This window comes from Rhodovulum viride, from assembly GCF_003265965.1.
Lineage (GTDB): Bacteria > Pseudomonadota > Alphaproteobacteria > Rhodobacterales > Rhodobacteraceae > Rhodovulum > Rhodovulum kholense.
Map to the genome: position 1 here is coordinate 1 of NZ_MUAV01000021.1, position 13201 is coordinate 13201.

Annotated in this window: 11 protein-coding genes; 1 reads left to right on the forward strand and 10 read right to left on the reverse strand. The window is 66.7% G+C overall.

The window, feature by feature from the left end:
• The 9 genes from BYZ73_RS15795 to BYZ73_RS15835 form a co-directional block, all read right to left on the reverse strand.
• A partial coding sequence (locus BYZ73_RS15795; protein WP_146746317.1) for a hypothetical protein occupies window positions 1–1807 on the reverse strand: 1807 nt, incomplete at its 3' end.
• A 63-nt stretch (window positions 1808–1870) separates the two neighbouring features.
• The gene (locus tag BYZ73_RS15800) at window positions 1871–3082 is read right to left on the reverse strand and encodes an ABC transporter substrate-binding protein (RefSeq protein WP_112316678.1); all 1212 of its coding nucleotides are present in this window, start codon (window positions 3080–3082) and stop codon (window positions 1871–1873) included.
• 153 nt (window positions 3083–3235) lie between these two features.
• Entirely contained in the window at window positions 3236–3997 is a 762-nt protein-coding gene (locus tag BYZ73_RS15805; RefSeq protein WP_112316679.1) for an ABC transporter ATP-binding protein, read from the reverse strand.
• Window positions 3994–4848, reverse strand: a complete 855-nt coding sequence (locus BYZ73_RS15810; protein ID WP_112316680.1) for an ABC transporter ATP-binding protein — start codon at window positions 4846–4848, stop codon at window positions 3994–3996. Before BYZ73_RS15810 ends, BYZ73_RS15805 begins: the two co-directional genes overlap by 4 nt.
• Complete coding sequence (locus BYZ73_RS15815; protein WP_112316681.1) at window positions 4845–5756, reverse strand: ABC transporter permease; 912 nt, start codon at window positions 5754–5756, stop codon at window positions 4845–4847. The genes BYZ73_RS15810 and BYZ73_RS15815 overlap by 4 nt, the downstream gene beginning before the upstream one ends.
• Entirely contained in the window at window positions 5753–6754 is a 1002-nt protein-coding gene (locus BYZ73_RS15820) for an ABC transporter permease (RefSeq protein WP_425451093.1), read from the reverse strand. The genes BYZ73_RS15815 and BYZ73_RS15820 overlap by 4 nt, the downstream gene beginning before the upstream one ends.
• 61 nt (window positions 6755–6815) lie before the next feature.
• On the reverse strand, window positions 6816–8411 hold the full coding sequence (locus tag BYZ73_RS15825) for an ABC transporter substrate-binding protein (RefSeq protein WP_112316682.1): 1596 nt from the start codon (window positions 8409–8411) through the stop codon (window positions 6816–6818).
• A 67-nt stretch (window positions 8412–8478) separates the two neighbouring features.
• On the reverse strand, window positions 8479–9534 hold the full coding sequence (locus BYZ73_RS15830) for a dipeptidase (protein ID WP_112316683.1): 1056 nt from the start codon (window positions 9532–9534) through the stop codon (window positions 8479–8481).
• 139 nt (window positions 9535–9673) lie between these two features.
• Window positions 9674–10984 carry an ATPase gene (locus tag BYZ73_RS15835; RefSeq protein ID WP_112316684.1) on the reverse strand — a complete coding sequence of 437 codons (1311 nt, stop codon included), beginning with the start codon at window positions 10982–10984 and terminating at the stop codon, window positions 9674–9676.
• A gap of 157 nt (window positions 10985–11141) precedes the next feature.
• On the opposite strand from BYZ73_RS15835, the gene BYZ73_RS15840 reads away from it, so the two are divergent.
• Window positions 11142–12749 carry a hypothetical protein gene (locus BYZ73_RS15840; protein ID WP_146746318.1) on the forward strand — a complete coding sequence of 536 codons (1608 nt, stop codon included), beginning with the start codon at window positions 11142–11144 and terminating at the stop codon, window positions 12747–12749.
• Here BYZ73_RS15840 and BYZ73_RS15845 read toward each other — a convergent pair.
• Window positions 12704–13198 (reverse strand): prepilin peptidase, encoded by a 495-nt coding sequence (locus BYZ73_RS15845; protein ID WP_112316686.1) that lies wholly within the window; start codon window positions 13196–13198, stop codon window positions 12704–12706. The genes BYZ73_RS15840 and BYZ73_RS15845 overlap by 46 nt on opposite strands.
• Window positions 13199–13201 lie beyond the last annotated feature (3 nt).

Here is a 13201-nt window from a genome sequence, read left to right on the forward strand (position 1 = left end):
TATCGACCGTCGCGTTGAAATCGCTCCGCAGCCGCTCGTAATCCTCCGCGAACCGTTCGTCGATCCGGCTCGTCAGATCGCCGCCAGACAGCGCCTGAAGCGCGCTGGCAAGCTTCGAAACGACCGCCTGCTGTTCGGCGGCGCGGGCCTGCCGCTCTTGTTCCGCCGCGCGTTCGGCCTGCTGCATGCGCTCGCGTTCGGCCAGGCCTTCGCGGAAGACGAGGAGCGACGCGGCCATGCCCGCGATTTCTCCCCCGAAGATCCCGAAGCCCTTGACCTCGGCCAGTTCCCCGCGGGCGAGGCGGCCGGTGACGCGGACCAGCCGCGCCATCGGCCAGATGATCAGAAGCCAGGTCAGGATCGGCGCGGCAATGAAGATCGCGACGCTGCCGACCGTCACGAGCTTGAGGCGGTCCTTTGCGTCGCCTGCCTCGGCCAGGATGGCGGCGCCGATGTCGCCGACGGCGGCGATGGCGGTCGTCCCCTGTTTGCTGGCGACCGAGGCGATGTCGCGGAGGCGATCGTAGGCGTCGCGCGAGGCGTCCTCGGCCTCCCGCTGCGCGGCAAGCCAGGCGCGGCGGTTCGCCACCACGCCGGTTTCCGGGTCGGCGAAGGCGACGATTCCGTCGATCATGGTCTGGAGGCCGCTGTTCAGATAGACCCGCCCGGCCAGATCGGTCAGCGCATCGCGTGCGGCGAGGATCTGGTCTTGCGCGGCATCGGCCTCGGCCGAATCCTTGGCGGTGGCGCCGAGATAGGCAGAGGCGATCAGCGTCTTTACCGCGAGGTCGACATCGGACGCGTCGCGGATTTGCTGCACCTCGTTGCTCAGCAGCCGGTGGATGGCCTCGCGGTTGAAGACGGCGGTATCCTCGGCGCCGATCATCAACTTGAAGGTCAGGTCGTCGATGGCCGAGCTGAGCGCGATATTGCTGGCGTCGCGAAGCCGCATGACCTCTTCGGTATAGCCCGCGCGGGCCCGGAATCCGGCATTGGCCGAACTGGCAAAGGCGGCCCGGGTTTCGGTCAGGATCGGCAGGTAGTCCGGGATCGTGCCCGCCGCGTCGAGATCGGAAAGCAGCCCTTCCAGCTTGCGCAGGCTGGCCGTTGCCAGATCGCGCAGGATCGCGGCCAGCGCGGGATCTTCCTGCCGGGCCAAGGCCAGGGCGACGCCGGAAAGCAGATTGATCTCGGCCCGGGCCTGCAGGATCAGCGCTGTCGAGTTGAAGTCGGAATGGACCAGCGTGTCGAGCGTATCGGACACGCTTTCGATGGTCTGGTCGCCCGCGAGGTTCATGTCATAGACGGCATCCTCGGTCATGGTCGACAGCGCTTCCTGGATCTCGCCCACCTGCGCCCCGAATTCGGACAGCTGGTTCTGCAAGAGCGTCTGGCTCGCGAAGCGCCGCTCCAGCGCCTTCCGCATCTGTTGCGCCTTGTCGGCCAGGGCCACCAGCATCGGCAGGAAGGCCTTGCGGTCCTCCGGAGAAAGAGCGTTGACGGCCGCAAGCATATCTTTGCTTTCGCCTCCGAAATCCTTGAACCCGGTTTCGACGCCTTCGATATTGCGGGCCATCAGCATTTCCGAAAGCGAGTCGCGGATGTCCCCGGTATGCTCGATGACCGTGACGCTGTCCCGGATGCCGGGCAGGTCATCGGAGACGAGCTTGTCGATCTGCGCTGACAGCGAGTCGAAGACCATCGTCGAGATCACGATGGCGGCGGCGGTCATTGCCCCCATCAGAACGAGGGCGGACGCGAATTTCAGCGCGATACTACCGAACACCGTCGAAACGAACTTCAGCATGGCAGCCCTCCGGGGCGTGACGTGGTCCTTGTATACCGGGCGGCCGCGGGGCCGCCCGCAGGATCAGGATTTCGGCTCAAGGGCCGTCTCGGCGGCCGACCCGGCGGCCGGCCTGGAGCCCGGGGCAGGGATCTCGACGGGCTCGAACGCGCCATCGGCCGAGATCCGGGTCAGGAAGACCTGGTCGAGCCCCTGATTGTCGCCCGGGCCAAAGACAAGATGCAGGCCGCCGAGATCGATGTCTCCCAACTGATCGAGCGCGGCCAGCACCTTGGCGCGGGTCGGGAAGGGACCGGCCTTTTCAAGAGCCTTCAGCGCGACCCGCCCGGCCAGATAGCCCTCGAGCGAGACGAATTCGGGCGCGGCCTCGGCATCGACGGCTTTCAGCGCGGCCTGGTACTCGGCCACGACCGGCACCGAGCTGTCGCCCGGGAGGGGCACGACCTGGCTGACGATGATGCCTTCTCCGGCGGGGCCCAGTTCCTCGCTGAGCGCGCGCGAGCCGACGAAAGAGATGTTGACGATCTGCGGTGTGAAGCCGAGCTTGCGTCCGACGCGGACGAATTCGGCGACCGGCTTGTAGGCGGCGACCATCACCACCGCGTCGGGATTGGCCTTGCGGATGTTCAGAAGCCCGACCTTCACCGCCAGGGTGTTGCGCGTGTAGTTTGCTTCGGCGACCGGGGTCAGCCCGCGCTTTTGCAGCGCGCGGCGCACCCCTTCCAGTCCGGACTGGCCAAACCCGTCATCCTGATAAAGGACCGCGATCCGGTCCTTGCCGAGCGCATCGACCAGATAGGCGATCCAGGCTTCGGTTTCGGTGTCGTAGCTGGCGCGGATGTTGGCCACGTTGCTGACCCAGGGCGCGCGCAGGAAATCGGTCCCGGTCAGCGGGCCGATCATCGGCATCCCGGCCGCGGCCGCGACCGGCAGCGTCGCCTTGGCGGTGGGGGTGCCGACCTGGCCGACCAGAGCAAGGTAGCGGTCGTCGGCAAGCACCTTCTCGACCTCGGTGGCCGAGCGGGTGGGTTCGTAGCCGTCGTCGAAACTGTCCATCTGGATCCTGCGGCCATTCACCCCGCCGGCCCGGTTGGCTTCCTCGAAGGCGGCCAGCAGGCCGAGGCGCATGCCCTGGCCCAGTGCCCCGGCCGGCCCTTCAAGGGCCGCGACCTGGGCGAAGCGGACGACCGACCGGTCGGATCCGGAATCGGCAAGGAGAGAGGTGGCTGGCCCAAGGAGGCCCGCGGCAAGTGCGACGGCAAAGGCAAGACGCATGTCGTGTTCCGGTACCGGAGGGTTTCCAGTTCAGAGCACTAGCTGTCGCGACGTTAAGATAGGGTATGCCAGCGCTCCGGCGATCGCTGACGTTTCTCGTAAAGTTCGAGCGAAATTCAGGCGAAGCCGGGGCGCACGGGGGGTAATCCCGGGTCAACCCCGGGTATAGCCAAGCGAGGCCTGAAGAAGCTTGCGGGTGTAGGGATGCGCCGGCGTCAGCGCCCGCATTTCGTCCACGCCCATCACCTCGACGATCTCTCCGGCCTGCATCACCGCGATGCGTTCGCACACATGGGCGACCACCGCGAGATCGTGCGAGACCATCAGGAAGGTCAGCTTGTGTTCGGCCCGCAGGTCGGTCAGCAGGTTCAGGATCTCGGCCTGGACCGACACGTCAAGCGCCGAGGTGGGCTCGTCGAGGAGCAGGATCGAGGGTTCGGGGGCCAGCGCCCGGGCGATGGCCACGCGCTGGCGCTGGCCGCCCGACAGCTGGTGCGGATAGCGGAAGCGGAAGGCCGAGCCGAGGCCCACATCGTCGAGCAGCCGCACGATGCGCGGTTCGATATCGCGAAACCCGTGCAGGTGCAGGGTTTCGGACAGCACCTGATCGACCGACTGGCGCGGATGGAGCGAGGCATAGGGGTCCTGAAAGACCATCTGGACGCTCTTGTAGAAGTTGCGGTCGCGGCGGTGGCCCGAGCGGACCGGATTGCCGTTCACCGCCATCCGTCCCGACCAGTCGGGCGCGAGCCCCGTCAGCGCGCGCATGATCGTCGACTTGCCCGAGCCGCTTTCGCCGACCAGCCCGAAGCTTTCGCCATGGCCGACGCGAAAGTTCGCGTGCCGGACGGCATCGACCCGGTCGCGGCCCTCGCCGAACCAGACGCTCACATCGTCGAAGAAAAGCGCGCTCATGACGGCCTCACCGACGGGGCCTCGGCCCAGGAGGGATCGCGGCGCAGCACCTCGAGCCGCTTTTGCGGCGCATCGAGCCGGGGCAGCGAGTTCAGAAGCCCTCGCGTATAGGGGTGCTTCGCCTCGTGCAGCTTGTCGGCCTCGCAGGTCTCGACCACGCGGCCGGCATACATGATCAGCACCCGGTCGCAGAAATCGGCCACCAGGTTCAGGTCGTGGCTGATGAAGATCAGCCCCATGCCGCGATCCTGCACCAGCCGGTCCATGATCTGCAACACCTGTGCCTGAACCGAGACATCGAGCGCCGAGGTCGGTTCGTCCGCGATCAGCAGTTCGGGGTCGGGGATCAGCATCATCGCGATCATGATCCGCTGGCCCATGCCGCCCGACAGCTCATGGGGATGGGCGCGCATCACCCGTTCCGGGTCGCGGATCGAGACGGCCTCCAGCATGTCGAGCGCGCGCTCGCGTGCCTCGGACCGGCTGCCCTTCTTGTGGACGCGCCAGGCCTCGATCAGCTGATCGCCCACGCTCATCACCGGGTTCAGCGAGAATTTCGGGTCCTGCATCACCATCGAGATCCGCTCGCCGCGCACCTGGCGCATCTGGGCCTCCGATTTCTGCATCAGGTCTTCGCCATCAAGCCGGATATGCGCGGCGGTGACCTGTCCCGGCGGCCGGATCAGCCTCAGGATCGACCGGCCGGTCATCGACTTGCCCGACCCGCTTTCGCCGACGATGCCCAGCCGCTCGCGGCCAAGCGTGAACGAGACGCCGCGCACCGCGTCCAGTATCCCGGTGCGGGTCGGAAACCGGACCCAGAGGTCCTCGACTTCGAGCAGGGGGGTCATTTCTCTCCCTTCGGATCGAGCACGTCGCGCAGGCCGTCGCCCAGCAGGTTGAAGGCCAGCGACACGGTGAAGATCGCCAGCCCCGGCATGGTGGCGACCCACCAGTGATCGAGGATGAAGCGGCGGCCCTCGGAAATCATCGCACCCCATTCGGGGCTGGGCGGCTGGGCGCCGAGCCCGAGGAACCCAAGCCCGGCTGCGGCGAGGATGATCCCCGCCATGTCAAGCGTCACCCGCACGATCAGCGACGAGATGCAGAGCGGCCAGATATGCCGGGTGATGATCCGGATCGGACCGGCACCATGCAAGCGGACGGCGCTGATGAAATCGGCGTTCCGAAGGGTCAGCGTCTCGGCCCGGGCGATCCGGGCATAGGGCGGCCAGGCGGTCAGGGCGATGGCCAGCACCGCGTTCTCGATGCCTGCGCCCAGCGCGGCGACGAAAGCCAGCGCCAGCACCAGCCGCGGGAAGGCCAGGAAGATGTCGGTGATCCGCATCAGCACCATGTCGACCCAGCCGCCGAGATAGCCCGAGACGGTGCCGACGATCAGCCCCGCCAGCGGCGCGATCAGCGCGACCAGCGTGACGATGTAAAGCGTGATCCGCGAGCCGTAGATCAGCCGCGAGAGGATGTCGCGCCCCAGCGAATCCGTGCCCAGCGGATGGCCGGGCGTGCCCAGCGGCTGCAGCCGGGCGGTGAGGTCCTGATAGAACGGGTCATGCGGCGCGATCCAGGGCGCGAGCGCGGCAATCGCCAGCAGCGCGATCAGGATCGCCAGCCCGAACATCGCCATCGGGTTGCGGCGGAAGGCCAGCCAGCCGTGATAGAGGTTCGCCAGCCGGGCCTGTCCCCGCGACTGCGGCGTGTCGGTCAGAAGCCAGGCGCGAAGTCCGGTCATCTCGGTCATTTCGCCCTCGGATCGAAGACCTTGTAAAGCAGGTCGGAAAAGACGTTCAGCAGCACGAAGGCGAGCCCCACCACCACGGTGCCGCCCAGGACCGCGCTCATGTCGGCGGACAGCAGGGCGTTGGTGATGTAGGACCCGATGCCCGGCCACGAAAAGATGATCTCGGTCAGCACCGAGCCTTCCAGAAGACCGGCATAGCTGAGCGCGATCACCGTGATCAGCTGCACCCGGATGTTGCGGAAGGCATGGCCCCAGATCACCGCGCGTTCGCTCAGGCCCTTGACGCGGGCGGTGGTGACATATTCGGCCGACATCTGTTCCAGCATGAAGGAGCGGGTCATGCGGCTGATATAGGCGAGGCTGTAATAGCCCAGCAGCGAGGCCGGCAGCACGATATGGCTGAGCGCGTCGCGAAAGACCGTTCCGTCGCCCGCCAGCGCGCTGTCGATCAGGATCATGCCGGTCACGGGCTCGATCATGCCGTCATAGAAGATCGACAGCCGCCCCGGCCCGCCGACCCAGCCGAGAATGCCGTAGAAGATCAGAAGCCCCATGAGCCCGAGCCAGAAGATCGGCATCGAATAGCCCACCAGCGCCACCACGCGCGCGATCTGGTCGATCCAGGACCCGCGCCGGACGGCGGCCAGCACGCCCAGCGGCACGCCCAGCAGCACGCCCATCAGCGTGCCCAGCGTCGCCAGTTCCAGCGTCGCGGGAAAGACCCGGGCGATGTCTTCGGATACGGGCCGCGCGGTCAGCAGCGAGGTGCCGAAATCGCCCCGGAAGACGTCCTGCAGATAGAACCAGAACTGCACCAGCAGCGGCCGGTCCAGCCCGAGTTCCTGATAGACCCGGTTATAGACCTCGGGGCTGGCGCGTTCGCCGACGATCGCCAGCACCGGGTCGATGGGCATCACGCGGCCGATCAGGAAGGTGACGAACAGCAAGCCCAGCATGGTGATCGCGATCGACCCCAGCGTCACGCCCGTCCGTTTCACCCAGCGGGGAGGGAAAGGCGCGCGGGCGCGCCCTTCCTGTGCCTTGCCGGTTGCCGACACGTTACTTGGTCACTTTCCAGTAGCTGGCATCGCTGACCGCCAGCCCGGTGGTGAAGTTCTGCACATTCTCGCGCACGCCGTCCTGCTCGATGTTCTGGAACATGATGGCGAAGGGCGAGATTTCGCGGAACCTGGCCTGGATCTCGTGATACATCTCGGCGCGCTTGGCGGTGTCGCGCTCGGCCACCGCGGCCTCGGTCATCTCGGTCAGCCCGCCCGCATCCCAGGAATTGCGCCAGGCCAGAATGCCGCCATTCTGCGCCTCGTCCGAATTGTCGGGGTTATAGGCGAAGGTCGAGGCATTGGTCTGCGGGTCGGCATAGTCCGGCCCCCAGGTGCCCAGATAGACGTCCAGATCGCGGGCGCGGTACTTGGCCAGCACCTGCTTGCCGGTGCCGACCTCGATGTTCAGCTTGACCCCGGCCTGGGCAAAGGTGTTCTGCATCGACTGGGCGATCTCCAGACGCTCCTGCACATCGCGCACGCCGATGGTCAGTTCCAGCCCGTCGACCCCCGCCTCGGCCAGCAGCGCCTTGGCCTTCTCGACATCGAGCGAGAAGGGGTTGTCCTTCACGGCACCCAGATAGGACTGGGGCAGGAAGTTCTGCTGGACGGTCCACTGCCCCTTGAGGAAGCTGTTCACCATGCCGTCGTAATCGACGAGATACTTGAATGCCTCCAGCACCTCGGGCTTTGTCAGCTCGGGGATCTTCTGGTTGAACGAGGCATACATCAGGTAGCCTTTCAGCTCTTCCTGGATCTTGATGCCCTCGGCGCCGGTGATGCCCTGCACGTCCTCGGGGTTGAGGTTGCGCGCGACATCGACATCGCCGCGTTCCAGCAGCAGCCGCTGGGTCGCGCTTTCGGCGATATGGCGCACGATCACGCGCTGCATCGCGGGCGTGCCCTGATAGAAGTCTGGATTGGCCTTCAGGGTCACGGATTCGTTCGGTTTCCAGGCCACGAGGCTGTAGGCGCCCGAGCCCGCCGAATTGGTCTTGAGCCAGTCGTGGCCCATGTCGCCGTCGACCTCATGCGCCATCACTGTCGTCTTGTCGACGATCGAGCCGATGGTCGCGGTCAGGCAGTTCAGCACGAAGGAGGTCGCATAGGCCTTGTCGGTGGTGATGACCAGCTTGTTGCCGTCGGCCTTGATGGTTTCCTCGATATTCTCGGGGGTAAAGCCGAACTGGGTCAGGATGAACGACGGCGTGAGGTTCAGCAGAACCGCGCGGCGCAGCGAGAATTCGGCATCCTCGGCCGTCACCGGGTTGCCCGAGACGAAGCTGACACCCTCGCGCATGGTGAAGGTGATGGTGCGGCCGTCCTCGCTGACCTCCCAGCTTTCGGCGAGGTCGGGCTGATAGCCGGCCTCGAAATCCAGCGGATCGAAGTTCACCAGCCGCCCGTAGACGTTGCGCAGCACGTCGCCGCCCGCGAATTCGAAGGTCTCGGCCGGGTCGAGCGTGGTGATGTCGTCGATCCGGTTGGCCACCACCAGCATGTTCGCGGGCGTTTCGGCCCAAAGCGCAGGCGCCACGCCCGCGAGCGTCGCGGCCAGCGCGGCGCCCGACATCAGCCTTGCAAAAGCGTTCATCTTGGTCGTCCTCTCTGTTGGTCTGTTTTTATGTCGTCTTCCGGCGTCGTTGCGCCGGTCTTGCCCGTCAGTGGCCCCAGGTTTTCTCCAGCACCCTCAGCCAGTTGCCATGGCAGATCCGTTCGATCAGCTCAGGACCGTAGCCATGGGCCGTCATCGCGGCGCGCAATGCGGGCAGCCCCGCGGCCGACCCGATCGCGGACGGGATCATCGCCCCGTCGAAATCCGACCCGAGCCCCACGCGAGTCTCGCCGAGCTTGCCCAGCAGATGGTCGAGATGGCGCAGCATGTCGTCAAGACCGGTATCGATCATGCGCCCGTCGGGCCTGAGAAAGGCGGTCGCAAAGTTCAACCCGACCATGCCGTCGCTGGCGGCGATGGCCTCGAGCTGGGCGTCGGTCAGGTTGCGGGCATGGGGGCAGATCGCATGGGCGTTCGAATGGGTCGCGACCAGCGGCGCATCCGAGTGTTTGGCGACGTCCCAGAAGCCCGCCATGGTCATGTGCGACAGATCGAGCATGATCCTCAGCGCATTGCAGCGCCGGACCAGCGCCACGCCCAGATCGGTCAGCCCGCCGCCGGTATCGCCGTCCGAGGGAAATCGGAACGGTACGCCCTCGCCGAAGATGGTGGGCCGGCTCCAGACCGGACCGAGCGAACGCAGCCCCGCGCCGTGCAGAACGTCAAGCGTGATCAGCTCGGGGTCGATGGCCTCGGCGCCTTCCATGTGCAGGATGGCCGCCAGCTTGTGTTCGACCATCGAGATATGGATTTCCGCGGCGCTGCGGCAGATCTTCAGCGCGCCCAGCTCTTCCAGCCGCTCCAGCGTTGCGATCTGTGCCATGGCAACGGTCAGCGCGTGGTCCTGCGGTTCGGGCGGGGGCAGGGGCAAGTCGTAGCTGTCCTGCGCCATCGCCTCTTCATTGTCCTCGCCGCCCTCGGAGGGCACATAGACCGCGAAGAAACCGCCGCCGAGCCCGCCCGCGCGGGCCTTGGGCAGGTCGATATGGCCCGCATCCCCGGTCAGGAAGGTTTCGGCGGCCGCCGGTCCGCCGGCGCGATAAAGTCTGAGAAGAACGTCGTTATGGCCGTCGAAAACGGCGGGCAGGGTCTTGGGATCCACGAATGTCTCCGGGATTGACGGGTCAGGGGGTCTGACTTACCCGGCAAGCCTAACGAAAAGATTCGGGGGACGGAAAGCCCGAAAGCAGACCTTGTGGTCAAAAAATGGCGCTTTGCCTGCGGACGCGGCAGCCGGAGGTTTAGTGCACGATGGTCTCTTCGCGGACAAACATGTTTGCCCAGGCGCGGTCGATCAGCTCGGGGCTCATCTGGCTGGGAATCCCCTCGAACTCGCAGATGGCGATCATCTGGTCGATCAGGAAGACCGGCTGATAGTTGGCATAGACATTGTCGATGGTCGGGTATTTTTCCCTGAGCAGGTAGATCAGCGTGTCCTCGTCGATGGGCATCTTCTTCTTGCGGGCGACGAGGGCGAAGATCTTCAGGAAATCCTCCTGGCAGGGGCCGTCGACCTTGATCTTGAAGAAGATCCGGCGCAGCGCGGCGCGGTCGAAGATCTCGTTCGGGTGGAAGTTGGTCGAGAAGATCACCAGAGTGTCGAAGGGCACTTCGAACTTCTCGCCCGATTGCAGCGCGAGGATGTCTCGGCTTTCCTCCAGCGGCACGATCCAGCGGTTGATCAGCGCCTGCGGCGGTTCGGCCTGGCGCCCGAGATCGTCGACGATGAAGACGCCGCCGGTGGCCTTCAGCTGCAGCGGCGCCTGATAGGTGCGCGCGGTGGGGTTGTAGACGAGATCGAGCATCGACAGCGACAGCTCGCCCCCGGTGATGACGGTGGGGCGGCGGCACAGCACATAGCGCGTGTCGGTGCGGCCCGCGGCCCGGCGCAGCGCGGTCGGGTCGTCTTCCTGTTCCTCGGCGGCGGTATGCACGATGGGGTCGTAGACGGTGATCACCTGACCGGCATATTCGATGGCGCGCGGAATGTAGATCCGGTCGCCAAGCGCGTCGCGTATGCCGTTCGAGATCGAGGATTTCCCGTTTCCGGGCGGGCCATACATCAGGATCGACCGGCCGGCGCTGACCGCCGGACCCAGATGGTCGAGCAGCGAATCCGGCAGGATCAGATGGCCCATCGCCCCGGTCAGCTGGCTGCGGGTGATCTGGATGTTGCGGATCGACTGGCGGCGGACCTGTTCGGCATAGACCTCCAGCGGCACCGGCATCGCGCCGTAATATTCCGACTGGGTCAGCGCGTCGAGCGCGCGCGCCTTGCCCGCCTCGGTCAGCTGATAGCCCATCTCGCCGCCCGAATTGGCATGGAGCGTCCCGGTCGCCTCCAGCAGCTTCTGGCCGCGGGCGAGATCGACCAGTTCCTGCGCGACCGGCACCGGCAGGCAGATCGCCCGGGCGATCTCGGTCACCACATCGACATTCTTGCGGAAGATCGTCTTCAGCAGGATGTCGCGCATCATCACCATCGGCAGCTGCATCTCGGCCAGAGCACGTGGGGCGGGCGGCCCGAAGACCGTCGAGGCTTGCATGTTCATCGCGGGTCCAGGGCTGACTGCGGTATCGGGGCCGAGACTGCCGCGTGTTTCGGGCAATTCTGGGGCAAAGAGCCGAGTTTTCGCGACAATTGCGGGGATTGCAACCTTTCGTTCAGCCGTCTCGGCCAGAAAGGGGCCGCAAGTCGGAGGTTGGCACATGAAGGGACCGTTCCCCGCAGGTCCGGCGGGACTGATGGCGGCGATCCTTGCGCTGGCCACGGCGCTGGGGCTGGCCAAGGGCGGTCTGCATATCTCCAATCACGAGGGCGATCTGCTGCATCTGGCCGACATCGTCCGGCGCGAGGTCGACGGCGAATGGCCGCATCTCGATTTCGTCACGCCGCTGGGCGTTCTGGCCTATGCCCCCATCGCGGCGCTGGCCGCCCTAGGCCTGCCGCTGGGGCTCGCCGTGATCTGGGCGCAGGCGCTGGTTGGCGCGGTCCTGCTGCCCGGCGCGCTCTGGGTCGGGCTCAGCCGGCTCGACCGGGGCTGGGCCTGGCTCTTCGGGGCGGGCGTCATGGGGCTGGCCGTGGCCCTGGCCTCCGGGGGACCGGAGCCCTGGATCTCGCTCTCGATGCATTACAACCGCTGGGGCTGGGCCATCGCCTTCGTCGTGCTCGCGATTGCCATCCTGCCGCCGCGCGGGTCCGGCCCGGGGCAGCAACTGGCCGACGGGCTTGTGCTGGGGCTGGGGCTTGCGGCGCTTGCGCTGATCAAGGCCACCTACCTGCTGGCCTGCGCACCGGTCGCCCTTCTGGCGCTGGCGCTGCGCCGCGACGGCCGCGCATTGGCGACCGCGCTGGCGGCGGCTCTGGCGATCTTCGGCGGGCTCACGCTGGTGGCCGGGCCAGGGCTCTGGCCAGCCTATCTGGCCGATCTGCTGGAGGTTGCCCGCACCGACATACGCCCCTATCCCGGCGATCCGTTCCTGACGGTGATCGGCGGGGCACCGACCGTGGCCGGCACGCTGCTTTATCTCGTGGCAGTGATCCTTGCCCGGCGCGGCGGCTGGCGTCGGGAGGGTCTGCTGTTGCTGACGGCGGCGCCGGGCCTTGCCTATGTGACCTACCAGAACCATGGCAACGCCCCGGTCTGGCTGTTTCTTCTGGGCATCGTGGCGCTGGCGTTGCGGCGGCCAGGAACCCCGCCCCCCCGCGGGCTGATGGCGGTCGGCTGGTCGGCGCTGGTGCTGGCCGCGCCCATCTTCTTTTCCCTTTTCGAGAGCCCGGTTCGCAACGTCCTCGCGGCCGAAACCGAGGCGGTTGCGCTTTTGCCCGGCGATCAGGGCCTCTGGATGCCCGCCAAGCGCGCATACCAGGTCGAGACCCGCAGCCCTCGCGCTCTCGAGCTCGAACGGCCCGAATGGTGGGGCGATCCCGGTCCCGAGCCGGTTGTCTTTCGCGGCAGCGCGCTTGAGGACTGCATCATCACGAACGGGCTTGTCGGCTGGTATCGCGCGATCTCGGAAGACCTCGCGGCGGCGGGCTTCGCGGGTCATCCGGCCTTTGTTGCCGATATCCTCAGCACCTACTGGCTGTTCGGCGGGGTGGGGCGGCTCGAAGGCGGGGCGCCCTGGTATTACGGCGGGCTGCCCGGGATTGAGGGAGCCGAGCTTTTGCTGGTGCCGCAATGCGCGGGCGATATCGGCGCACGGCGTCGTATCCTCGCGACCATCGAGGCGGGCGGTTACGATCTGACCGAACTGCGCCGGACCCGCGACTACATCGTGCTGGGCATCGCGCCGCCCGCGGCCAACGCCAGATAAAGGATCAAGGCCGGGCCAAGCGCGAACCCCATGGGAAAATCGCGTGCCTCCCACGAAGCCCAGCCGGGCAGGGCGCGCCGAAGGCCCGGGATCCGCCGGGCCAGACGATGCGCGGCGAAGGCCACCGGGATCGCCGCAGCCAGCAGGAAGAGAAAGGCGCCAATATCGCCCGGCGCAACCAGGGGGGCCATCGCGGCGGCGAACTTGGCATCGCCCGCGCCCACCGCGCCCATCTGGTTCAGCCCGAAACCGAGCGTCAGCACCACCGCCAGATGCAGCCAGCGCCAGGCCCAGGCGTCCAGCGGCAGCACCGCGAGCCCGACCAGCGCATAGACCGCGACCAGCGCCAGCACCGCGCGGTTCGGAATGGTCATGGTCCGAAGATCGCTGAGCGCAGCCCAAAGCGCGATGGGGGTCGCGACGGGCAGAAACCAGAGCGCCTCGGTCATGGG

Excerpts from the sequence above, each read along its gene's own strand:
- BYZ73_RS15815 (WP_112316681.1), bottom strand. The coding sequence starts at position 5,756 with ATGACCGAGATGACCGGACTTCGCGCCTGGCTTCTGACCGACACGCCG.
- BYZ73_RS15825 (WP_112316682.1), bottom strand. The coding sequence starts at position 8,411 with ATGAACGCTTTTGCAAGGCTGATGTCGGGCGCCGCGCTGGCCGCGACG.
- BYZ73_RS15800 (WP_112316678.1), bottom strand. The coding sequence starts at position 3,082 with ATGCGTCTTGCCTTTGCCGTCGCACTTGCCGCGGGCCTCCTTGGGCCA.
- BYZ73_RS15840 (WP_146746318.1), top strand. The coding sequence starts at position 11,142 with ATGAAGGGACCGTTCCCCGCAGGTCCGGCGGGACTGATGGCGGCGATC.
- BYZ73_RS15805 (WP_112316679.1), bottom strand. The coding sequence starts at position 3,997 with ATGAGCGCGCTTTTCTTCGACGATGTGAGCGTCTGGTTCGGCGAGGGC.
- BYZ73_RS15810 (WP_112316680.1), bottom strand. The coding sequence starts at position 4,848 with ATGACCCCCCTGCTCGAAGTCGAGGACCTCTGGGTCCGGTTTCCGACC.
- BYZ73_RS15835 (WP_112316684.1), bottom strand. The coding sequence starts at position 10,984 with ATGAACATGCAAGCCTCGACGGTCTTCGGGCCGCCCGCCCCACGTGCT.
- BYZ73_RS15845 (WP_112316686.1), bottom strand. The coding sequence starts at position 13,198 with ATGACCGAGGCGCTCTGGTTTCTGCCCGTCGCGACCCCCATCGCGCTT.